The organism is Streptomyces sp. f51 (genome assembly GCF_037940415.1).
Taxonomy (GTDB): Bacteria; Actinomycetota; Actinomycetes; order Streptomycetales; family Streptomycetaceae; genus Streptomyces.
In genome coordinates this window covers 7525942-7548770 of record NZ_CP149798.1, presented here as the reverse complement: position 1 = coordinate 7548770, position 22829 = coordinate 7525942, and the positions used below count along the sequence as shown (strand labels likewise).

The following is a 22829-nucleotide window of genomic DNA, read 5'->3' as shown; positions in this document are numbered from 1 at the left end:
ATCAGGAGACCATCGCGGTGAACAGGTACCGGACCGGACCGGCCGTCTCTGAGCGTGAACGTCTGGTCACCGATCACGGCCACCTCGTCGAACGGGAGGCCGCCCGCTACCGCACCTGGCACATCGATCGGGCGGACCTGCGACAGGCCGGCATGCTCGGACTCCTGATCGCCGCGAGCCGCTTCGACCCCGATCGCGCCGTGCCCTTCGGGGCCTACGCGCACACGTGGGTGCGCAAGGAGATCCAGAGAGCCATCTCCCAGCAGGAGTTCCCCGCCGTCGTGCCCGCCGATCTCGTCGGCCGCACCGTGGCCCTGCGCCGCGCCCTCGACGAGAACGCGGACAGCCTGAACCTTGCGGCCGCGTGCCTGGGCATCTCGCCGGCGACCGTCACAGCCCTCCACCGGCAGCTTCGTACCTCCGCCCGCGAGGACGACGAAGAACTGCCCGCACCCGGTTACGTCTTCGACGACCCCGAACTCACCGTGATGGCCCTGGACTTCACCGAGGCGGCCCGCGCAGCTCTGGCCCGCATCGACCCACGTCAGGCCGAGGCATTGGTCCTGCGCTACGGCCTGGACGACCAGCCAGGACGGTCGTTCCGCCAGATCGGCCGCCACCTCGAAGTCTCCGACCACACCGCCAAGAAGCTCGTCGAACGAGCCCAGGCCGAACTGCGCCTGCTCATCACCTGACGCAAGCGCCGCCCGAACACCGCCGAGGGGACGCGCCGCAGTCCACCACGTCAGGGAGAGCGTGCCGCGGGAGGGTCCTGTGGCCGGGGGGTCACGTTTGGCGTGTAATGGAAGGTACGGGAGTGCGAGCCGTACGACGGCCGCAAGACACTCCGAGGCGATCGCAGCCGGAGGACTTCTCGTGAACCACCACACCCGAGCATTCATCGCAGCGACCGGAACCGCGCTCTTCCTGTCCACGGCCACCATGGCGTACGCCGGCGGCAGCCCCGGCGGCGCACACGGCGTACAGGCGGCGCCGGCGGCGACGAGCACCTCGTCCTCAGCGACGGTGTCCACCAAGTCCGGTCCGCTGGGCAAGATCCTGGTCAACAGCAAGGGGCACACCCTGTACCTCTTCCAGTCCGACAAGACCAACAAGTCCACCTGCAACGGGGACTGCGCCAAGGCGTGGCCGCCGCTGAAGGCTCAGGGCAAGCCGACCGCGGGAGGCGGTGTCAACAGCAAGCTGCTGTCGACCATCACGCGCAGCGACGGCTCGAAGCAGGTCACGTACAACGGGCACCCGCTCTACACGTTCACCGAGGACACCAAGGCCGGGCAGACCAACGGGCAGGGGCTCGACGCGTTCGGCGCCAAGTGGTACGTGCTGGGCACCGACGGCAAGGCGATCACGAAGGCCCCGCCGTCGTCGTCGAGCGGCGGCTACTGACCGGCGTGGCCGGCTGACACCGCCCGAAGCGGTCGGATCCGAAGCGGTCGGACCCGAAGAGCAGAAGCCGTGGACCGCAAAAAAAGACCCCGTCCCGCAGAACGCGGGACAGGGTCTTCACAGAGCGCCGGGCAGGCCTTGCACCTGCATTTCCCCGCAGGAAGCGGGGCGTCTTTCCTTGGACCACCAACGCATCACCGAAGCGGTGCGGTGTGCGCCGATCAGCTCAAGATCAATCGTAGCGCATGCCCGGAGGGGGCACGGCCCGGCGTGCGCTGTCACTGTGGGGCCCTCCAGAGCCCCTCAGGCGGTCGCCTCCGCCCCCGCCCGGTCCGGGGTCTCCTGGCGTACGACGCGGCGGCGCCGGGACGGCATGCCCACCGTCGGGTTGGCGACGCCCCAGGCCGCGCCCTTGCAGATGAGTTCCTTGTAGAGGGCGGCCGTGCGGCCCGTCAGGGCGCGGTCGACGGCCCGGTCGTCCGCGGTGACGAACTGGATCAGGCCCTCGCCGCGGCCCAGCGAGACGCACTGCTGGAAGTAGCGGATGGAGACGCGCGGGACCTTCGTGCCGGCGAGGCGGGCGGCGATGGCGTCGGCGGCCTGCCAGGCCATGGGGACGCCCGAGGCGCAGGACATGCGCAGCGGCTTGCCCTGGGGGCCGGCGGCCAGCGCGGCGTCACCGACGGCGTACACGTCGGGGTGGGACACCGAACGCATGGTGGCGTCGACCTTGATCCGGCCGTGCTCGGTGGTCTCCAGGGTGGTGGCCCGGGCGATGGGATGGACGGCGAAGCCGGTGGTCCAGACGGTGACCGCGGCGGGAAGGCTGCGGCCGTCGGCGATCGTGACCGCGTCCGGGGTCACGGCGGTGACCGCCGCGTGCTCGTGGACCTCGATGCCCAGCCGGCCGGTCACCTTGCGCAGGTGGGCGCGGCCCTTGTCCGAGAGCCAGTCGCCGAGGGCTCCGTGGGCGGCCAGGGAGACATGGAGGTCCGGGCGCATCTCGGCGATCTCCGTCACGGCCTCCACGCCGGTCAGGCCGCCGCCGACGACCACCACGGGCAGACCGGCGTCCAGGGCGTCCAGGCGCTCGCGCAGCCGGCGGGCACCAGGGCGGCCGGCGATCTCGTGGGCGTGTTCGGCCGCACCCGGGACGCCCCCGTCGTTCCAGCCGCTGCCCAGGGCGTAGACCAGGGTGTCGTAGACGAGCTCGGCCGGGCCGTCGGCGCCGGTGACCCCGACCGTCCTGCGGTCGACGTCCACGGCCGTGACCCTCGCGATCTTCAGCTCCACACCGGTGCCGGCGAACATCTCGCCGAGCGGGCGCGGCCTGAGTTCCTGGCCGGTGGCGAGCTGGTGCATCCGGACGCGCTCGACGAAGTCGGGCTCGGGGTTGACGAGGGTGATGGTGACGTCCTCGCGGTGCAGCCGCCTGGCGAGGCGGCCTGCGGCGGTGGCTCCGGTGTAGCCGGCGCCGAGGACGACGATGCGGTGCTGCATGTCCGTACTCCTGTCAGGAGGGGTGCGCCGTTGTCCGGCGTGGTGTCGCCTCTTGAACCGGACAGCCCGGCGTTTCCTGACAGGAACGAGATGTGTCCTGCGTCACATCGGATCGGACGGTGTCAGAGGATGCAGAACGGGTCCTGCCCACGGCCTGTGGCGGCCCACTGTTCGGTCGCGCGGACGAGTTTGTCGGGGTTGACCTGGCTGCGGACCGCCACGATGCCGTCCGCCGTGACCTCCAGGCAGCTGATCCCGACGACCCTGCCGTCCACGACCGCGACGATCGCGGGCCCGCCGTTGGCGATGGCGGCGTACATCTCGGGCGCGCCGCCGACGTACTTCCGCTTGGCCTCGCTGGGCTTGAACAGCCCGCGCACGAAGGTGGCGACCGCGAGCGCGCCCTCGAAGGCCTTCGCGCGGGCCGGGATCTTGCCCCCGCCGTCGCCGACCGACACGGCGTCCTGCGTGAGCAGGCGGATCAGGGGTTCGGTACGGCCACTGGTGGCCGCCGTCAGGAACTCCTCGACGATCCGCCGGGCGGCAGTCTCGTCGACCTCGGTGCGCGCCCTGCCCTCGGCGATGTGCTTCTTGGCCCGGTGGTGGATCTGCTGGCCGGCCGCCTCGGTGATGTCCAGGATCGCGGCGATCTCCTGGTGCGGGTAGCCGAAGGCCTCCCTCAGGACGTACACCGCGCGCTCCTTGGGTGCGAGGCGCTCCAGCAGGACGAGGACGGCGTACGAGACCGACTCGCGCTGTTCGGCGGTGTCGGCGGGGCCGAGCATCGGGTCACCGGCGAGCAGCGGTTCGGGCAGCCAGCGCCCCACGTACGTCTCGCGTCGGGCGCGGGCCGAAGTGAGCTGGTTGAGGCAGTAGTTGGTGAGCACCTTGGTGAGCCAGGCCTCGGGCACCTCGATCCGGCCGGTGTCGGCCGCCTGCCAGCGCAGGAACGTCTCCTGCACGGCGTCCTCCGCATCACCCGACGAGCCGAGCAGCCGGTAGGCGATGGCCTCCAGCCGGGGCCTGGCCGCCTCGAACCGGTCCACGTCGCTCATGATCAGGGCCATGTCCCGATCCTAGTGACTTGAGCCGGAAGTTCCTCGCCGGTTGGAGGATCGGTGACCATCCGGTCTCCAGGGCCGGGCTCGCGGGCTGGAACGGACGCCACGGGACCGCGACACCGGACTGCCGGGAGCCGCTGTCTCAGGTCACCGGGCCGGCGACCGGCGCGTCCCAGGACCGGGGTCGGGCGAGCGCCTGCCACTCGTCGCGGAGCAGGGCCAGCACCGCGATGTCGTACCGGCGGCCCCGGTGCAGACAGGCGGAGCGGCGCACCCCTTCCCGCACGAACCCGGCCCTGGCCAGGACGGCGAGAGCCGCGGCGTTGGTGGTGTGGGTGACGGCCTGGACACGGTGCATGGGGAGTTCGCCGAAGGCCAGGTCGACCAGCGCGTCCACGGCGGCCGTGCCGTGTCCCCGGCCCCGGTGGCCCGGGTCCAGCATCAAGGTGATCTCGGCCGTTCCGTCGACCACGTCCTGGTCGGTCAGGGCGATGTGGCCGATCGGCGTGCCGTCGGGGAGCAGGACGAGGAAGTCGTCGCGGTCGTTGTCGTCGAGGTCCCGCTGGATGCGGTCGCGCACGGCGGACAGCGCGAGCGGCCACATGCCGACCTCGTGGGCCGCCGCGGGGTCGGCGCGCCAGACCTGGACGAGCTCCGCATCGTCGACGTCGAGCGGCGCCAGGGCGATGCCCCTGCCCTGCCAGGAGACCACCCGGGGTGCTTCCGCGTCCCCGTCCTCCCGCTCCTCCCCCACAGCGTCCCCGTTCACCGTCTCCGCCTCGTCCTCGATCATGGGCGGATGCTACGGGCCGTCTGAACCGTCGGACCAATCATTTCCCTTCCCCGGGCGGCCGGGGCCGAGGCGAACGTGGTGGCCGCGAAGGTGGCGGCTGGGACGATCTCTCGTCTGCGTAACGGATCCCGGCCACCCGCAACGCCGGTGTGAGCGCCTGCGTGCGGGAGGTCGTGGCCACCGCGTGACCGCGGCGCACTGCCTCGTCCAACGAGGCGGCGAGAAAAGCGGCGGGGCCGCGCCTGGGCGGGCCCCGCCGGTGGGGGGAGGGAGGTCAGCGGTCCTGGGCGAGCGCGTACAGCTCGCCCAGCAGGCTGCCCTCGGTGGCGACGAGGGCGTCGAAGGTGCCCTCCTCGCGGATGCGTCCCTGGTCGAGGACGATGACGCGGTCGGCCATCCTCACGTTGTCCAGGCGGTGGGTGACGACCACGGTGATCCGGTCCGGGGCCATCGCGCGCAGCTCGCGGAAGATCTGGTGCTCGCCGCGGGCGTCCATCTCGCTGGTCGGCTCGTCCAGAACCAGCACGGCCGGTTCCCGGTACAGGGCCCGCGCGCACGCCAGACGCTGCCACTGCCCGCCGGACAGTTCGTGCCCGCCCCAGACCGAGCGGGCCAGCAGGGTGTCGAGCCGGTCCGGGAGACCCTGGAGCGCCGTGGTCATTCCGACGCGTTCCGCCGCGTCCCAGACGCGTTCGTCGCCGTGTTCGCGGGGCTGGCCGAGGGTGATGTTCTCCCGGGCGCGCAGCGGCCAGTGCCCGTTCTTCTGGGGGACGAGGCCGACGTGCCGCCAGGCCGACTCGGCGTCGGTGGTGGCGAGTTCGGTGTCGTCCCAGTGGACGGTTCCGCCGGTGGGCACGGTCAGTCCGGTGAGCAGTCGGATGAGGGTCGACTTGCCGGCGCCGTTCTCGCCGACGAGGGCGACGACCTCGCCGCGGTTGAGGGTCAGGGTGGTCGGGTGCAGAGCGGGGCTTTCCTTACCCGGGTAGGTGAACTCGGCCTCGTACAGACGGATCCGCTCCGGCGCCTTGGCCTGGGTGGTACCGCGGGCGGTGGTCATGGAGCGGACCTCGTCGACGAAGGTGTAGTAGTCGCTCAGGTAGAGGCCGTGGTGGAACATCACCGCGCCGTACCGGACGATGGAGTTGAGCGCCCGTCCGGCGGTCTGCGACGCGACGATGGCGGTGCCGGCGATCGCGGTGGACATGGCTCCGGTCAGCACGAGCGCCGCCAGCGCGGCCCACATGCCGAGCGTGAACAGGCCCGCCAGGGACGCCGCCAGGAGCGTCACCAGCAAGTACGGTCGTGCGCCTTCGAGTTCGCGTCCCTCGACCCGGTCGCACATCGCCCGGTACCAGGAATGCAGGTAGGGGCGCATGGTGTTGGCGCGCAGTTCGTCGGCGAGGTCGGAGGTGGTGAGCCACCAGCGCATCATGCCGCGCACGGTGCGGGCGGACAGGGTGCGGTCGTGGACGCGGTAGTCGATGCGCGCGGCGATCACTCCGCCAAGGCCCCTGGGAATCACCGACAGCAGCAGGACGCCCAGGAGCAGCGGGTGCAGCGAGGTGAGGACGGTCGCGGCCGAGACCAGCTGGACGAAGCCGTTGGTGAGGGTCTTGGCGTCGTCGGCGAGGTCGACCGCGCGCAGGGCGCCGATCTCGGCGGCCTGGCTGCGGTCGGTGAACCCTTCGGTGTCGTAGGCGGACAGCTCGGCCTTCATGTGGAGGTCGACCAGGGTGAGATCGGCGGCGGAGGCGATCTTCGGGTTCAGCCGACGGGTGGCCCAGTCCGCGAGGATCCACATGCCGGCGCCCATGGCCATCGCGGCCACCGCGACGGCCAGGGCCGGCCACGCCTGGCGCAGCCCGGTGCGGGCGTGGAGGGTGGTGAGGTGGGGCAGCGCCCGGGAGACCGCGGTGAGCATGACGGCCGTGCCGAGGCCGGACAGCACCTGGCACACGATGATCGTGACCGTCATGCGCCGGTCGACGGACCAGGCGAGGCGGGCCGACTGGGCGAGCGCCATCGGGATCCGGCGGGCCATGTCCCACAAGGTGGCGTCGTCCATGGCACGGCGGTGCTTGCGCCCGTTGTAGTCGAGCTCGGGCGGGGCCGAGGGCTGCGCGCCCGCCGTGCGGGCGGCGGGAACGGTGGCCGTGTCCGCGACCGTGCCCGTGGGCGTGGCCGTGCCCGTGGGCGTGGCCGTGCCTGCGGGCGGGGTCTGTGGCAGAGCGGTCGCGGGCCGCCTGCCGGTGATGCGGAGCCGTTTCACGCGAGTACTCCCGTCATCAGTCGGTGAAGGGTGCGGTGCCCGCGCTCGGCGGCGTCCGGATCGTCGTGCGCGGCGCGCGGGGTGAGGGCACGCACCGCGTCCAGGCCGGCCAGGCAGGTCAGCACGTGTTGCTCCTCCGGTGTGAGCTCGCGTCCGTATCCGCCGAGGAAGGCGGTGCGCAGACGTGGTCGATCGGCCCAGGCCCCGCAGGCCAGGGCGACGAAGTCCTGGACGACGGGCGCGAATCGGGACCGCGCGAAGCCGATCCAGGCCGCGTGCCCCGACCAGAGCAGGTTCGCCGGCGTGGCATTCCCGTGAATGAACCCGAGCGGCAGCGGCCCCACTTGACGGAGCCGGTCGGTCAGGTGGCGTACGAGCGTGCGCTGTTCCGGTGTCAGCCGGTGCCCGGCCGCTTCGACGTGGCGGTCCGCCTCCTGCGCCGCCGTGTGCAGCGCGCCCTCGGCCTCGGTGCGCCAGTGGCCGGTGAGGTCGCCGGCGGTGTGGAGCCGGGCCAGGAGCAGACCGGCCTGCCGGTGGGCCTCGTACTCCTCGGCGGCTGCGAGCGGGAGTTCGTTCGCCGGTCGGCCGGGCAGGGCGGCCGTCAGGAGCGCCAGGTGCTCGGCGCTGGACGCGTGCAGCTGGGGTGCCCGGCCGCCTCCGAGTGCGGGTGCGGCGTGCCTCAGGGCGAACGTCTCCCGCTCGTAACTCCGCGCCGTGGCCGCGACCTTCAGATAGAAGCGGCGGCCGTCTGCGCGCACGAGTTCCCACACCCGGGAGTTGTCGCGCGGGGGCGATGCGTCGCGGGCTCGGGCGGTGCCTGAGATCTGTCGTTCGGCCCAGCGGTGAAGGGCCGTGGGACGTGAGGGTGCCTCGCTCATGCCCCCCACCTCGGTGACGGTCGTGATGCCGATGCGAACGGGGCGCGACGAGCCTCCGCGGGGCGCCGGGGCACCACGGGTCCGGCGGGCAGAGCGGGAGGATTTTCGAACGCGGGGTGGGCGGCGGGAAGAGGGCTTACGGGATTCACGGTGTTCTCCTCGGTAGGGATCGGGTGGAGCACCCCGGACAACGCGGCTGATCACGTGGCCGATACGGGGCGGACCGGGCGACGGTTCGAGCGCAGGTTCGAGGATGGGCGTGGCGGGCAAGTGCGGTGGGCGCCCCTGCCCGTTCGATTCACTCGGCCAGGGGACAGCGGTGGAGGCGTGACCCGAGCGGGGGATTGCGTGAGGGTGTCGAGAGCGCGGTTCTCCTGGGTGGGTCGTGACCGGACTGGGAGAGGGAACCTTCGGTCACGCCACTGACAATCGGGCGGGTGCGGTGCCGCATTCCGGACAATCCGAGCGGCCCGTTCGGCGCCGGGAGCGGGCATCGGGCAGGCCGCCCGGCCTGGGACGGAGCCGGGAGAAAGGATTCTCGAACCGGTCGCGGAATCCCCGCGGCCAGGCGGTCGCCAAGATGGCTTGAACTGCCCGGATCCCGGTGCGGGTGGCGCAGCATTCCGGAGTGGCGGCCCGCATCGGAGCGTCCCGGCGGCTAACGTCTGCACCTTCGGCGCCGGCCACCGGGGGTCTGCGCGGTGGCCGGCACGCGATCAACGCCAAGGGATGTCGGCCGGAACCTCTACGAGTTCAACGTTGGTGTTTCTGTGGTGCGGCTTGGCCGCGGGCTGCGGAACTCCGCTACGGCCGACCGCCGAAGGCGGCCAGCGGATCCATCAACAGCACTGCTCAACATGAGGATTGACATAGCGTCAGGACACGGCACCGGCAGCATCGCCGGACAGACCCTTCTGCACCAACGTGATCAATTCCTGGTCGGTGAGGCCGAGTTCGCGGGCCTGGGTGACGAGGTCGTGCACGGATGCGGTGAGCCGGGCGTGGCGGGCGATGCCGGGAGCCGTCGTGACCATCGCACCCCGGCCGCGCCGCAGCTCGATCAGGCCCTCGTCACGAAGCCGCTGGTAGCCGCGGAGCACCGTGTGCACGTTGACGTTCAAGGACGCGGCGACCTGGCGGGCGGGCGGCAGCCGCTCCCCCGGGGCCGCGGTGCCGTCGGCGATCGCCCCCCGGACGCAAGCGGCGATCTGCTCGCCCAGGGGTACCGGCGAGTCGGGCAGGACACGGATCAGCATTCCGGCGCCCGCTCCCCCGCGTGCCGCGCCACCAGGCCGTTGAGGAGCGCGGCCGCGGTCGTGGCGTCGTCGACGGTGACCACGTATTCGCGTCCTTTCACCGTGCGGACCGACAGGGCCTCTCCCGAGCGGAGCACGACTCCCCGCCGGTGCGGCAGGATCCGGTATCCCCAGCCGCCGAAGTCTCCCATGGCGTCGATCCGGGCGCTGCCCGCGTCGGCGATGTCGTCCAGGGGCAGGGCCAGGCGGGGCCGGGGCAGCAGGGTCGAGGCGACCGTGAGTCCGCGCCGGTCGACGGTGACCCGTACGGCGGCGATCGGCGCGCAGGCCAGGCCGAGGACGAACAGGGGCAGTCCCAGCTGCCAGGGCCCGAACACCGTGGCGAGCAGGCCGCCGAGCGTGACCGCGGCGGCCGGGAGCAGCAGCGCGCGGGTGACGACGGTGCGGCTCCAGGCCGCCAACTCGCCCTCGGCGAGCGGCAGTGAGGGGGCTGCCGACGCGGCCTCGCGTCGCGGGGCGGCGTTCGCCAGCCACCGGATCAACGCGCCGGTGCCCGCACAGATCAGGAGCAGCAGCACGGCCAGGAACCACAGGGGCAGCCGGGCGGCCGCCGGGTCGTGGACGCCGGCGTCCGCGTCGGCGACGACGGTGGCGATCAGCGGACAGCCCAGAAGGGCCGCCGTCGCGGCGCCGAGCGCGGCGGTCACCCGCGCTCCCGCGTCCTTCGTGGCGACCGCGGCGAGGACGACGAACAGCACGGCGACGCCGGCGATGAGGCCGACGCCGGACCACAGCGCGGCCTCGCGGCTCATGAAGCCGTCGGCAGTGCCGTCGAGGGAGAAGTGGGTGGCCATGCGGCCGGGCAACCGGTCACGGTTCGCCGAGAAGACCACGGCGTAGGCAGCGGCGGCCACGGCGAACGGACCGGCGGTCAAGGCGCACCGGCGGATGGTGGTCATCTGACTTCCCCCTCATCATTGTTCGTATTCAAGTAGAACAATGACACAGAGCCGGAGTGTCGCGGAAGGCGGTGTCAGGAGTTGCTCCAGCGACGCGTGCTGAGGACCAGTCGGTACCCGTCCGGGTCCTCGACGGTGACGCCCCAGGTGTCCCAGTACGGGTTACGGGCCCCCACACGCCGGCCGCCGTGGGCTTCGAGGCGTGTGAGCAGATCGTGCGGTACCTGCTCGTCGAGGTAGACGACGAGCAGGTCTTCCTCGGTGGGCCGCGGTACGACCGCGGTGTCGTGGACGAGTTCGAGGTGCCAGGAGGCGTCCGGCCAGCCGACCATCAGCAGATCGTGTTCGCCGGGCCTGCCCCCGGCATCCGCCCGGAACAGCACGCTCAGCCCGAGCCCGTCGGCCCAGAAGCGTTCCGCCGCGGCGAGGTCGCGCGAGGGGCGGGCGATACGGATGTGGCTGTGGCCGCCGGCAGGCATGGTGGGCTCCCCGATGTCGGTGTCGAACTCGGTGTCGGTGTGGGTGTTGGTGTCGATCACGTTCTGGGCGAGCAGCCTAGGCAGGGGCACCGCCGACGGCATCGGCCCGAGGACGCAGGAGCCGTCCGCCGCGAGCCCTAAGCCTTCGGACGGTCTGGGCCGGAGCACCACTCCGCGGCGCCCGAGCGCATCCCGGCTGTAAAGGCAGGCGCCCACCTCGCCGAAGGACCCGCAATACGGGAGGGCCAGAGTGCCGCCGAAGGCGAGATCACGCAGACGGGCGAAGACCAGACCGACGTACGTGCGGCCGCGGTGAAGATCGGGAACGGTGCCGCGCGGAAGAAGACCTGCCGCCCGGAACGGATCCGCGGGCCAGTGCAGGACACCAGATCGTGCCAGCTGTGACGAAAGAGCGCCCGCTGTAGCGCGCGAGGCGTGCAGGAGGCGACCGGCTCCACGGGTCGTGTGGTCCGGTGATGCTGTCGGGGTGGTCCGAGCTCGCGCATCTGTGATCAAGCGCCATGGCCCCCGGTCGGCTCTCGTCGCATCAGAGCGCGCCGCTCGGCCTGGGCAGGCCGCCGATCCGTTCCGCCCCGACCCGCTGGCAAGGACTACTTCTGCCTATCAGATGGCTCCTGTCAGCCCCTGGACTGCGTCGATCACGCTGCCGACCACGTCGGTCACCGGCTTGGACGCGTCGACGATTGCCGCGCCACGGCGTTCATAGGTCGCTCGCATCCGAGGGTTCCACTCCAGGGCCGCTGCGAGCTCTTCGGGATGTTGCCCGAATGTGTTCGTAGTGCGGGTAGCGAGCCGGTGGCGGAGGGTGTCCTCGTCGATCACCAGACACACGATGAGGTCGAAAAGATCGCGGACGTCTGCCTCGTTCTCCGCCGACCCGCACAAGAACGCGATTCGGAAGCGAGACTCTTCGACGAGGGTCTCAACGCGCTCACGGACGATCGCCCACCCAAATCGGTCGAGCCAGCCCCCAGGAACCGGATACGGAGGATCCACCACAACCGCGCCCTCAGCCCGGTCGATCCAGCGACTGAAGCCGTCCTCGTCGGCATCGAGCGCAACGTAGCCCCGCGCTCGCAACACCCCGCAGACCGTGGACTTACCGGTTCCTGAATTGCCCGTCACCCACACCAATGTCACGCAGCCAGCGTAGACATGACCACCGGGACAGTGCCGTGACCGTGCAGGTTCGGCGGGTGCAGCTCGATCGGCCTTTCTCTACGGGGCCGTCCGCTGCACCACACGATGATCCAACCCAACCCATCCCGCGATATCCCATCCGGAATCCCGGGATGGAGGGAAGAAGTGATGAACGCGCCGACCGAGGCGTTTGCACTCTGGGCGAGGAGACGCGGAAGCACCGGCGCGGCCCACCATGTCCTCCAAGGCGTCATCCAGCATCCGGACGCCGGGCTTCTCGCTGCGACTGGACGCCGCACATCCCCATCCCCTCGGACAGGCGAATCGCCGCCGCGCATAACGACTGTCCCTCGCCTTGCGATAATGGCCGCCTCATGTTGCGCGACCAGAGCGATGCCGGGCGTCGGCAACCCGCCCACCCCGGCCCACTCCTGCTGCGCAGCGCAGCCAACTCGTCGCCAGGGCACCGATGGAGGGCCCGTCCTCTCGGAGGCGGGCCCTCCAACCGGTTCACGCTTCAGTGCTTGCCGTGCTTGCCGCGCATGGATTCCTTGGCGTCGTGCACGGCTTCCTTCGCCTCACCCTCCGCCTGGTCCATCTTTCCCTCGGCTTTCATCCGGTCGTTTCCAGTGACTTTGCCGACCGCTTCCTTGGCCTTGCCCTTGACCTTGTCCATGCCGCCCTTGCCTGCCATGCCCTGCTCCTTGCATGAGAAATCAGTGACGGTGACAAACTAGATTGAAAATACGCATATCGCTCGGCGAGTACTGCACGAGACAGTCACGGCCAGGGTGACAGCAGGCTGGGCATCCAGCTCGGGAATCCGGGCAGTTCCGAGCAGCACGGGGCCTGTCTCCGCAAAGGGTCGAGCCGGTCGGGCGAGGCGCGAGAGGGTGGTGGCGGGGGATTGCGCCGGGTCCGAATTCGGCGCGGATGCGGTCGCTGACTTCTTCGGCGATCAGGCCGGTTTCGCATGCGTGGTCGAGGCTGATCCGTTCGGCGACCTGGCCGAGGTCTTCGGCTTTCAGGTGATGCCGGTGATCCGGCCGCGTTGCAGGCCGGCTGCCTTGGTGGCCGTCGCGGCGTCGGAGGTCTCGGCGGTGTCGGTGGTCTTGCCGCCTTGGCGCCAAGTGCGTCGCGTACAGCGCAAAAAGGCCCTGTCCCGCAGAACGCGGGACAGGGCCTTCACAGAGCGCCGGGCAGGCCTTGCACCTGCATTTCCCCGCAGGAAGCGGGGCGTCTTTCCTTGGACCACCGACGCATCACCGAACCGGTGCGGTGTGCCCCGATCAGCTCAAGATCAATCGTAGCGCACGCCCGGACGGGCTCGGTGCCGGGACCGGGACCGGGACCGGTGCCGGTGCCGGGACCGGGACCGGGACCGGGACCGGCCGCACTGTGCTGCTTACGGCGCCGGTCCCGGCCGGTGTCATGCCTGGCGGGCGGCGAGGCGCCTGGCCGCCGAACGACGCTTGGGCTGGAGCGGATCGACCATGACCCCGGATCCCCTGCCCGGGGTGTAGTCCCACTCCCGCACCTTGTCCGCGACACGGGTCAGGCTCTCGTCGCCGGGGGCCACGTCGACGTAGAAGAGGGATTCGTCCGGCTTGGAGTCGTCGCCGCCCCAGCGGACGACGCCTTCGAGGTCGGCGAGGATGTCGCGAACGACCAGTTCCTGCTGGGGGAAGAAGCCGCCGCGGGCGCCGCTCGGGTAGTGCTCCGGGCGGATCTGCACCGCGGTGCCGGACGCCTGGTTGGACTCCGCGCGGCCCTTGCGGACCGTGCCGGGAGAGCGCCAGCCCACCACATCGCCCTTGCGCAGGGTGTCGACCTCGTAGTGGAAACGGCGGACGACATGGACGAGTACGGTCTCCACCTCGCCCATGCGCACGGCGACGCCGGCCAGCGGGGTGCCGGGAACGGGCCGGGTGAAGACATTGCCGCCGTCGTCGGCGGCCCGCTCCATCTCCCAGCCGTTGCGCGACGGCTTGCCGGTCAGGACGCGCTTGTCGCGGGCCTTCGCCCGGCGGACCGCTTCACGGACCTTGGCCGGGTCGGGGCCGCGGCCGGCCGCGTAGGCCGGGGAGGTGAGGAACTGGGAGGCCGGCAGGGACGCCACCAGTGCGGCGGCGGTGATCACCGCGGTGCGGGAGAAGAACGTACGGCGGGACAGCTGGGGGGTGTTCAACTGATGTCCTCTTTCTTGAAGTCGGTCCTGGCTCGCCGCTCGGATTCGAGGGCCGCGAAGACTCCGAGAACGACAGCGATCAGCGCCAGTGCCAGCACGGCGGGGTTGACGTAGTCCGGGACGGCGGCCGCGTACGAACCACCGCTGGTGACATGGCAGTTCAGGTGCAGCGGCACGAGGGAGACGTCGACGCCGGAGATGTGCGCGGCCTGCGCCGCGGGCACCGCGGCCCGGCACGCCTGGGTCGTCATCGTCTCGTCCCGGACCAGGTGGACCGCGCCCCAGACGTACATCAGGGCCGTCGCGGCCGCGGCGAGGGCGGCGCCGGCGCGCAGCCGAAGGCCCAGGCCCGCCTGCCGGATGCCGCGCCGGGCCAGCGAACTGGCCCCGTACACCGCCGATGTCACCGCGACGATCAGGCCGATGAGGATGATCGGCAGGACCACGGCCAGGCTGGGCTGATCGTTGTTCATGGAGTCTCACTCACCGCTTGGAGGTCACTGGTTACGGATGATGCCGTTGTACTTCTCGAAGACCTGGTACAGCCCCATGCGCTTGGTCGCGTGCGCCACCGCCTCGTCTCCCCAGCCCTGGTAGCGCCGCAGCACCTCGAAGATCTCCGTCTCGGTGTAGTCGAGGCGCATGGACCGCAGGACAGACTCGCCGCCCGGGGGGTTTTGGCCGCCCTCCTTGCCCTCCGCGTCCCACAGGTGGATGAGCGACACGGTCTGGAGACTGAAGGCGTTGTCCTTGTTGAGTTTCTGCCACATGGTCCAGATGTCGTCGTCCTTGGCGGGGTCGAGGACCGTTCCGGAGACGTACCCCTTGTTGATGCAGTGGTTCCAGGCACGGATACCGACGTCGCCGCTGATCTGCGCGATGCCCGTGGAGGAGTCCCGGATCGGGGTCATGCCACCGCCGATACCGGTGTGGTAGTAGGCGACGGCCGCGTCCACGCCCTGGTCGATGATGTCGTAGTGGCGCATCTCCCAGTACGCGGACGTCTGGATCAGCGCCTTGCGCATGCTGTAGCGGGTCGACTGGGCCGTGACCACGGGGTCGTTGGCGAGGATGGTCTCGAAGCACTGGGTGTGGGTGAAGATCTTGTTGCCGCCGTCGTCGGGGAAGCCGATCGACTGCATGTACTTGCCGATGTCGTCGTGCAGGGCGTTGAGGAAGCTGCCGACGAACGGGACGTCGGGGAGCATTCCGCGCGGCTTGTCGAAGGAGTTCTCGCCGATGTCCCGGCCCGAGGCGACGTTGTTGTCGATCTCGATCTTCCCGTCACCGGATCCGACGGTACGGGTCACGATCTGGTCGTAGGCCCAGTCGGGCGGCAGCGGGTAGCCGAAGTTCCCGGAGAATCCGGACGACATGTCCGAGACGAACGAGGCGGAGGTGTGGCCGGCCTCGGCGACGCGTGTACAGACGTTACGCGGTCCGTACACGCCGATTCTGAAGCGGTTGCCGTCGTCGGTGAGGGCGTCCTGGATGCCCTTGAAGTGCGGCAGGACGTTGCTGGTGATGTCCGCGTCGAGGGCGTCGAAGTCGACCGCGAAGAAGATCCGCGCACCGGCCTTGAAGCCGTGGTCGAGGGCGGCGTTGACCGCGGCCTGTCCGGCGGCGCGGCCCGCGGGGTAGCTGAAGCTGGAGGCGTCGCGGGCGTAGGTCTGGTAAATCGGGTAGCAGCGCAGGCCGTTGTCCGCGATGGTCTGGAGCTCGCCGGGCTGGATCGCCTTCTCCAGCAGGGACGTCGTGCTCGGATTCGTCAGATAGCGGCCTACGTACTTGACGCCCTCGGCCTTCAGGGCGGCCGCCCGTGCAGCCGTGATCCTGGTGACCCCGTCGCATGCCTCGCCCTTGCGGGACTGGTCGCCGTAGGACACGAGGAGCGAGGCCCAGGTGGAGAAGTCACCGGCGCCGGACACCGGGAGCTTCGCGAACGACTGGAAGTTCCTGACCGCCGCCTGCGTGTCCGCGGTGAAGTCACCGAAGGCCACCGAACGCTGGTTGAGGATCATGGCGCCGGAGAAGAGCAGCGCCCAGGTGCCGGTGGTACCGGCCGCGACCGTGTGGCTCTTCAGGCCGTTCTGGGTGCCGGGGCCGAAGACGCCGTTCGCCGTGCCGTCGGCCATGCCGAGTTCGTACTGGATGGCGTAGAGCATCGACTTGGACACATCACGGGAGTTGTGGCCGTCGCAGGGGACGATGAAGTAGTCCGCGCGGTTCACATAGCGACCGTTCATCCACCGCTGCACGCTGCGTATCGCGTCGGTCCCGGAGTTGACGGTGACGTAGGCGTCCATGTTCAGCAGGGCCTTGAACACCTTGGGCGTCAGATCGCCGCCGGGGAACGCTCCGTTGACCCCCATGTCGAGCTTCATGGCGGAAATTCCGGACTGTACACGGGAGTTGAACGTGCCGTCGATGTCGCCGCCGTCATAGCCCTTGCAGTACATGGCGGACTGGATGATCCGGCAGAAGTCCGCCGAAGGAACCGTCGAGGCGTTCAGCTTGGGATACTTGGAGGCGAGCGTCGACAGCGTGGTGGGGCCGAAGGTGTTGGACAGGGTGGCGATTCCCAGTTCGTACTGGAGGGCCCGGGTGAGGGCGTACATGACGGGCCAGCCCGTCTTCCCGTTCTCGTCGACGGTGAGGCCGATTCTGCTTCCGTAGACGCTGTTGACGAATTTCTGGGCGCGCAGCACCATCTCGTCGGCCATGGGGGGTCATGCTCCTTCAAGGATCAAGGGTCACGGATTGGCGGATTGCGGGGCGGCGGATTCAGGGGGCGAGGGAATCGGGCACGGACCGGATTCCGCGCTCGCCGGCGACTGGGCCCGCCGCAGATGACGGCCGGATTTCACCGGTTCACGTCATCCGCTGAACCGGTTCGGGCTTCGGTGCGGGAGTGCATTCGGCGCTGGAGTGCATTCGGCGCGGGAGTGGCTTCGGTCTCGGCTTCGGTTCCAACGCCGTTTTCGTGCAGCCGCGTTCGAATGCATCGCGATTCCAGCGCGCAGGGATCCAGACCGTCTGAAAAGCGTCGGACGGCATGGTCCGGTGGTCCGGGGCGTGCCGACGGAATGCGTGCGAACGCACCGGGAAAGGCATCTTCGGTCGTGCCGCCGTCAGATGCCTCGGACGTCCTCGGCCGACGGTCCGAAAGGATTCGCTCGCAGTGGAGTCAGCCGGTCCCGCGGGCGGACGGCAGGGCGTGGCTCCAAGCGCCATTGCCCGAAAGGCGAAGGGCACGCCCCGTTTCGACGGTCGAGTAATTCTCGTCAGCTTGGTCAGACACCACGGAACCCCATCCCCCGTTCATGCCGACGTCACGACAGACGGCGGCGCGATCACGACCCTGCGCCAGTCGGCACCCTTCTGTCAACGCGTGGCAAAAAAGGGCCCATGGCGCCATGGAATCGACACACACGAACCGGACGGGGCGCGCACCTTGCCGTAGAGCGGGCTCGGAACGGACGGATTGCGTGAGCGTCTGGAGCTGTTGGACTGTTAAGGCTTGCCCTATGGTGCGGCGGCATCGGGAGATTGACCGGAAACAGTCGATTGCTGGAGAGAAAGTCCTGGTTCGCCGTTCAGTGCCGGATGGGATCGGATGGGATCGGTCCGGCTCCGTGCATTTCCGGTCAAGGCTGCTGTGTCCGAATACTGACGGCTGTTCAGGCAGAAGTGGTGCGGCGAAGTCGCGCGTCCAGCAGGCGCATCAGTTCGCCCACCCGACCGCCGCTCTGCGGTGCCTCCGGGTAGCGTTCGAGTACCTCCACTACGGCGAGGGTCGCGCGGCTCGCGGCCTGCCCGATGCTTTCGGTGCCGGTGTCCGGGTCGTCACCGCCGGCGAGTTCGGCCGCTCTGGCCGCGTGGGCGGCCGCTCCGAGGATGTGTTTGACCTGGGTGGCCTGGGCCAGCGGGTGCAGATATGCGGCACCTGCCGCGGACATCGCCGCCCGGGCCGCCTCGCGCGCGGCCGCGGTCTCCGCGCTGCCGGCCGCCTTGAGGGCCGCCCACGCGGTGTCCCGCAGCCGTTTCCCCCGCTCACCGCCCCGGGCGAAGTCCCACGCGGCGCCGATGGCGTCCCGGGGCCGCGGATCGTCCGGGCGTTCCGCCTCGAACAGCGCGAGCACCACTTGCGCGCACGTCGCGGCGAACGCGGTGACCTCGCGGAGGTCTTGCTTGCTCAGAGTGATTCCGCTCGCGTCTTCCGGCATGCTTTCATTCTCGGGCGGCGCGGCGGGGACGAGCCAGGGCGGCCCCGCCGGAGAGCGGGAGGTCCCGCCGGGGCGAATGGGAGCCGCCCCGCCGTGGGTCGAGCCAGGGCTGCTCAACCGGGACGAGCCAGAGAAACCCGCACCGGACGGGACGGGCCCTCTGGCTCGTACGGCTGAAAGCTCATCCTCAATCATCTGATGCAGCCAGCAGATCTGAGCGCCCCAGAGATCACGCTGGGGCAGCTCGCTGTGTGCCGTGATCAGACGACGTCGATCTGCCAAGCGATCACGCCAGTGGCGCCTTTGACCCCATCAACGTCGATGCGAATCGACTTGGGCGCAGTAATGCGCTGCTGCACCACCGACGCATCACACGGCACCATGGTTTTCGCAGCGCTGACGGTTGGCGTGAACTTCACTCGCGCGCTTCCGGTACCGACACATATCAGGTTCAGTCTGTAGGACTTCCCCTCGGTCAGCGTGGGTTCAGTGTGGATGCCATCGGTCACACGCTCCGATCCTGCCTCCACCAGCGTTCCGCGGCCGACTGAAGCAAGGGCCGCTTGAGCCTGCCTGATCAGCTTTGCCTCTGACGGCCCGGTGGACGCGTGAGAGGTGCGGGACACAGGAGGCGGCGAGTCGGCAGCCTTGCCGTGGTCACCCGCAGACGTGCACGAGGTGAGGAGGAACGTCGACGCCATCACGGCGCATCCGATGAACCGGGCTCGCAGGCTCACAAAGGTCATGACGAGGTTTCCCAGTACTTCCAGCCAGTCTCGGACGTGGGCACCGTCGCCGTACCATGGCCGAGCTCGACAGCGCCGCAACCGCCGCCAGTCGATCGGTACTTCTTCCAGGTCAACTTGTAGCCCCACGAACCGTACTGCAAGTGGCCGTACTTGTTTGCTCTGATGTCGTGGGAGTAGTTGTGGCCGGTGGTAATGGTCACGCTGCCACCTACCTTGACGCTGACCTGGGCCTTGGCTTTCGCGATGATCGCGTTGCTCGACCACTCGATGGTACCCGTGATTTCAGCGGAAATAGTCCCACTCTTGGTCACCGAGACGGCTATAGTGCCGCCCGGCCCATCCTTGAATTTGGTCCCATTCCACCAGGAAGGTATGTGGTATGCCGTCTTTGACGTGATGGTGTACCACGTCGATGGCATGTCACACGCCGAGGGGCCAACCACACCTAGCGGCTGATCGTTGTCATCCTCCCATCCCCCCCTGTCGTTGATGTCTGTCGTTTGGTCAGCGGAGATGGCCGTCGCGTCTGACACGACAGATGCGTCGGTCGGTACATCTTCAGCAGCAGCTGTGCCCACGCTCCCGCACCAGATAAGCAGTGCAGTGGTCGTAGCACTGAGCGCAGCGCGCCGTAATTCGATGTCCACGTGAAATTCCCCAGGTCGGCGAGCTGGGTGTAGGCGGTGGCCTGCTGGGGCCGGGTCTCCCACGCCGTGGGAGGTGCCGTGAGCACGAGCCGGTCGAAGCGATGGGGAACCAGGACGGCGGCGTGGAGCAGGGTGGCGGTGCCCAGGGAGAGGCCGATCCGGCGGCGGGGCGTGCGGGGAGACCACGTCGAGGAGGGCGAGCAGGTCCAGGTGTTCGCCGAGGACACCCGCGAGCGCGAGACCCGCGCCCGCGTGGCCGATCTGCGAGCCACATGGGTGCGCCGGTCCGATGCGGCGGCCCGGGAACTGGTCGAGCTGCTGCGGCGCGAGAGCGGGGGGTTCGAGGACCGGTGGGCCGCGCACGAGGTGGGGAAGGCCGTCCCGGCCACCCGTGACGGACGATCACGCGTCGGCCGCGGTCGCGTGCCTAGTGCGCCAAGTGCTCTTCTTGGACTTGTTCCCGCAGGTCTCCATCGAGCACCAACGCCGGTTGCCGGGACGGGACGTGTCCAGGAACCAGGCCGCGCAATGGGGGCCGGAGCAGGCGCGCACCTGGGCCAGGGCGGGGGACGTGGCCAGCGTGACGGCATCGCGCGCGATGTCCGCCAGTACCGCGCCGACAGGGTCCTCGGCCCCGTAGACCGTCGCGCCCGTCCCGTCGAGCCGCGGAACCGGAGTCGCTGCGGCGCCGGCGGTGTTCAGCAGCTCGCGCTCGGCCGCGGGGCAGGCGGCCGCTCCGCCGTCGCCGCGGGCGGCCGTCAGGAGGGTATGGACCGCCTCCCGCAGTTCTCGCGCCCGGACAAGGACGGCCGTGGGTGGAACGGGGATGGCCAGGTCTGCGGGATAGGGCCCCAACTGGGCGACCCAGTCGGCCAGATCCTGGACGGTGGCCAGCTCCTCGGTGGCGTCGCCCGAGCCGCGCAGCCGCAAGGTCCGCATGAAGTCGAGGCACAGCCGGCCTGCGCCGCTGCGGAATCGAGGAGTGGCCGGTTCGGCGGTGAGCACCATGAGAGCCACCCTACTCGGGAACCGGTTTAACTGGTACGTTGCTGGAACCGTTTAAACAGGTTCCAGTGGCGAAGTGCGCCCTCTTCCTTCGTCGCAGTCTCCATCCGCCCCCTTCACGGCCGAGGTGCGCGATGTCCAACAGTCCTTCCCTCCTGCCTTCTTCGACCCTGAGCCGGCCGCTGATCCTGCTCTCAGCCATCGCCTGCGGCATCGCGGTGGCCAACGTCTACTTCCCGCAGGCACTCAGTCCGCTGATCGCCGACGACCTGCACGTGACGTCCTCCTCCGCGGCCCTGGTGGTCACCTGCGCCCAACTCGGTTACGCGTCAGGCATCTTCCTGGTGGTGCCGCTCGGCGACCGACTGCGCCACCGCGGCCTGGTCACCACGCTGCTGCTCCTCACGTGCGCGGGACTCGTCCTCGCCGCGACGGCCCCCTCCCTGCCCGTTCTGGCCATCGCCTGCGCACTGGTCGGTCTGGCCACCGTGGTCCCGCAGATCCTCATTCCCATGGCGGCGGGTCTGGCCGCCCCGGAACGGCGCGGCGCCGTGACCGGCACCCTGCTCTCCGGGCTGATCGGCGGCATTCTGCTCGCCCGCACGTTCTCCGGCACACTCGGCCAGTGGCTCGGCTGGCGCGCCCCCTTCCTGGTCGCCGCCGCCCTGGCCCTCGTGCTCGCCCTCGTGATGGCCGCGGCGCTTCCCCGTACCGCACCGAGCACCAGGCAGCCGTACGTGAAACTGCTCGCGTCCTGCGTCCATATGCTGCGCGCCGAGCCGCTGTTGCGGCGCTCCTGCCAGTACCAGGCGCTCGTCTTCGCCGCGTTCAGCGCGGCCTGGACCGCGCTCGCCCTGTTCGTCACCGGCCCGCGCTACCACCTGGGCACCCAGGCGGTCGGTGTCATCGCCCTCGTGGGGGCGGCCAGCATGTTCGCCACACCGGTCGCGGGCCGGCGCACCGACCGGCACGGTCCCGACGCCGTCAGCCCCGTCTGCATGACCGCGGCCGTCGCGGCCGGCCTCCTGCTGCTCACCGGAACTCTGGGCGGGGTCGCCGGACTCGTCGGCCTGGGAGCGGGCATGCTGCTGCTCGACGTGGCCGTCCAGTCGGGCCAGGTGGCCAACCAGCCCGCATCTTCGCCCTGCGCCCCGAGGCCCGCGCCCGCCTCAACACGGCGTACATGACCTGCGCGTTCCTCGGCGGCAGCGCCGGTTCGTGGGCGGGCGTCCGCGCTTACACGGCGTTCGGCTGGACCGGCGTGTGCACCCTGGTCGCACTCCTCTCCGGCCTGGCCCTGCTACGGCACACGCTGCGCGATCGTCCAACCACACCGGCCACCAAGCGCCTTGTGCTTGCGGAAGGCCAACCAGCGAGCAAATCCGCTGGCACCGACGGCCTTCCGCCCACAAGACTGCACCGGTGAACACCCTGCCACCGCCGCCCGACCCGCTCCTGCTGCCGGTACGGGACCCGCGCGGCCGCGACCTCGTTCTCGACTACGCGGACATGCATGCCCTGGTTGGAGACCTGGTCCTGCCCGGCAACGCGTCGATGTACGTCATGAGCGCGATGGAAACCTCACGCGAGCTCATCCGGCACTCCTACTATCGGTACGAGTTCGCCACCGTCTCCGTGACGCATTCCCTGTTCGCCCTGGAGCACGTCCTCACGGAGCGTCTGGCCACGAACGAACCGCTCCACATCCTCATCGAGCGGGCCACCGACGCGGGGCTCTTCACCGCCGGACTCGCCGCCGAACTCGACCGAAGCCGACTGCTGCGCGACAAGCTGGTGCAGGGCTCCGCGTCAAGTGCCGCCCTCCACCCGCTCCGGGCCCTCGCGATGGTGCGTGCCGTGTTCGATGCCGTCTCCCTGCTCCTTCGCCCATCGTCCACGCCAGCGGCGACAGCCGCCGACGCGGGCGGAGCACAGTCCGACGGGGGCCTTGCCCGGCTGTGGGAGGACCACCTGCACGCGCTGTTCCCCGACGGCTTCCGCGGCGTGGACTTCGACGGCGTGGATCTGGTCCTTCTGGACGCCGACGTCGCCGGCCTCGTGCAGAAGGAGCTGAGGGGCGGACTCGACGACACCGGCATCGCCTGCCTCTGGGGCCGCATCGCCGATCTCGACAAGATCGTTCCTCAGATCAACGAGGAGTACTGCGCCTCCTACTTCACCAGCCTTCGGACCATGGCCCAGGTCGCGGCGGCGCCCTACCTTCCCACCGCGACCTGACCACCGGGGGTTT

Annotated in this window: 22 protein-coding genes; 4 read left to right on the top strand and 18 right to left on the bottom strand. The window is 69.9% G+C overall.

Features of this window, described 5'->3' with window-relative positions; all coding sequences use genetic code 11:
• Nucleotides 1-17 precede the first annotated feature (17 nt).
• Complete coding sequence (locus tag WJM95_RS32860) at nt 18-695, top strand: sigma-70 family RNA polymerase sigma factor (RefSeq protein ID WP_339134394.1); 678 nt, start codon at nt 18-20, stop codon at nt 693-695.
• Nucleotides 696-876: 181 nt separating this feature from the next.
• Nucleotides 877-1407, top strand: coding sequence for a hypothetical protein (locus WJM95_RS32855; protein ID WP_339134392.1), 531 nt, complete (start codon nt 877-879; stop codon nt 1405-1407).
• Nucleotides 1408-1710: 303 nt separating this feature from the next.
• On the opposite strand, the gene WJM95_RS32850 is transcribed toward WJM95_RS32855, so the two are convergent.
• The 18 genes from WJM95_RS32850 to WJM95_RS32765 all read right to left on the bottom strand — a co-directional run bounded on the left by WJM95_RS32850 (nt 1711) and on the right by WJM95_RS32765 (nt 20581).
• On the bottom strand, nt 1711-2907 hold the full coding sequence (locus WJM95_RS32850) for an FAD-dependent oxidoreductase (protein WP_339134390.1): 1197 nt from the start codon (nt 2905-2907) through the stop codon (nt 1711-1713).
• Nucleotides 2908-3029: 122 nt separating this feature from the next.
• Nucleotides 3030-3974: an RNA polymerase sigma factor SigJ gene (gene sigJ, locus WJM95_RS32845; protein WP_339134388.1), complete on the bottom strand. Its 945-nt coding sequence runs from the start codon at nt 3972-3974 to the stop codon at nt 3030-3032.
• Between the two features lie 136 nt (nt 3975-4110).
• Complete coding sequence (locus WJM95_RS32840) at nt 4111-4761, bottom strand: GNAT family protein (protein WP_339134386.1); 651 nt, start codon at nt 4759-4761, stop codon at nt 4111-4113.
• Nucleotides 4762-5035: 274 nt separating this feature from the next.
• Nucleotides 5036-6802 carry an ABC transporter ATP-binding protein gene (locus WJM95_RS32835; protein ID WP_339136004.1) on the bottom strand — a complete coding sequence of 589 codons (1767 nt, stop codon included), beginning with the start codon at nt 6800-6802 and terminating at the stop codon, nt 5036-5038.
• A gap of 224 nt (nt 6803-7026) precedes the next feature.
• Nucleotides 7027-7908, bottom strand: coding sequence for a phosphotransferase (locus tag WJM95_RS32830; RefSeq protein ID WP_339134384.1), 882 nt, complete (start codon nt 7906-7908; stop codon nt 7027-7029).
• A gap of 875 nt (nt 7909-8783) precedes the next feature.
• Nucleotides 8784-9164, bottom strand: a complete 381-nt coding sequence (locus WJM95_RS32825) for a GntR family transcriptional regulator (protein WP_339134382.1) — start codon at nt 9162-9164, stop codon at nt 8784-8786.
• Nucleotides 9158-10123, bottom strand: a complete 966-nt coding sequence (locus WJM95_RS32820) for a DUF1648 domain-containing protein (protein ID WP_339134380.1) — start codon at nt 10121-10123, stop codon at nt 9158-9160. Before WJM95_RS32820 ends, WJM95_RS32825 begins: the two co-directional genes overlap by 7 nt.
• 74 nt (nt 10124-10197) lie before the next feature.
• Nucleotides 10198-10602 (bottom strand): VOC family protein, encoded by a 405-nt coding sequence (locus tag WJM95_RS32815; protein WP_339136002.1) that lies wholly within the window; start codon nt 10600-10602, stop codon nt 10198-10200.
• Nucleotides 10603-11226: 624 nt separating this feature from the next.
• Nucleotides 11227-11763 carry an AAA family ATPase gene (locus WJM95_RS32810; RefSeq protein WP_339134378.1) on the bottom strand — a complete coding sequence of 179 codons (537 nt, stop codon included), beginning with the start codon at nt 11761-11763 and terminating at the stop codon, nt 11227-11229.
• A 517-nt stretch (nt 11764-12280) separates the two neighbouring features.
• Nucleotides 12281-12457 carry a CsbD family protein gene (locus WJM95_RS32805; protein ID WP_339134376.1) on the bottom strand — a complete coding sequence of 59 codons (177 nt, stop codon included), beginning with the start codon at nt 12455-12457 and terminating at the stop codon, nt 12281-12283.
• A gap of 330 nt (nt 12458-12787) precedes the next feature.
• A complete protein-coding gene (locus WJM95_RS32800; protein ID WP_339134374.1) occupies nt 12788-12913 on the bottom strand; it encodes a hypothetical protein in 126 nt (41 codons plus the stop codon).
• A 279-nt stretch (nt 12914-13192) separates the two neighbouring features.
• Complete coding sequence (locus WJM95_RS32795) at nt 13193-13903, bottom strand: hypothetical protein (protein ID WP_339136000.1); 711 nt, start codon at nt 13901-13903, stop codon at nt 13193-13195.
• A 44-nt stretch (nt 13904-13947) separates the two neighbouring features.
• Nucleotides 13948-14424 (bottom strand): hypothetical protein, encoded by a 477-nt coding sequence (locus WJM95_RS32790; protein WP_339134372.1) that lies wholly within the window; start codon nt 14422-14424, stop codon nt 13948-13950.
• Between the two features lie 24 nt (nt 14425-14448).
• Nucleotides 14449-16674 (bottom strand): glycoside hydrolase domain-containing protein, encoded by a 2226-nt coding sequence (locus WJM95_RS32785; RefSeq protein ID WP_339134370.1) that lies wholly within the window; start codon nt 16672-16674, stop codon nt 14449-14451.
• A 957-nt stretch (nt 16675-17631) separates the two neighbouring features.
• Nucleotides 17632-18177 carry a putative immunity protein gene (locus WJM95_RS32780; protein ID WP_339134368.1) on the bottom strand — a complete coding sequence of 182 codons (546 nt, stop codon included), beginning with the start codon at nt 18175-18177 and terminating at the stop codon, nt 17632-17634.
• Between the two features lie 260 nt (nt 18178-18437).
• Nucleotides 18438-18923: a hypothetical protein gene (locus WJM95_RS32775; protein ID WP_339134366.1), complete on the bottom strand. Its 486-nt coding sequence runs from the start codon at nt 18921-18923 to the stop codon at nt 18438-18440.
• The gene (locus tag WJM95_RS32770) at nt 18920-19573 is read right to left on the bottom strand and encodes a hypothetical protein (RefSeq protein ID WP_339134364.1); all 654 of its coding nucleotides are present in this window, start codon (nt 19571-19573) and stop codon (nt 18920-18922) included. Before WJM95_RS32770 ends, WJM95_RS32775 begins: the two co-directional genes overlap by 4 nt.
• A 402-nt stretch (nt 19574-19975) precedes the next feature.
• Entirely contained in the window at nt 19976-20581 is a 606-nt protein-coding gene (locus WJM95_RS32765) for an ABATE domain-containing protein (protein WP_339134362.1), read from the bottom strand.
• 131 nt (nt 20582-20712) lie between these two features.
• Here WJM95_RS32765 and WJM95_RS32760 point away from each other — a divergent pair, with 131 nt between their 5' ends.
• Nucleotides 20713-21765, top strand: coding sequence for an MFS transporter (locus tag WJM95_RS32760; protein WP_339134360.1), 1053 nt, complete (start codon nt 20713-20715; stop codon nt 21763-21765).
• A 235-nt stretch (nt 21766-22000) separates the two neighbouring features.
• The gene (locus tag WJM95_RS32755; protein WP_339134358.1) at nt 22001-22816 is read left to right on the top strand and encodes a hypothetical protein; all 816 of its coding nucleotides are present in this window, start codon (nt 22001-22003) and stop codon (nt 22814-22816) included.
• Nucleotides 22817-22829 lie beyond the last annotated feature (13 nt).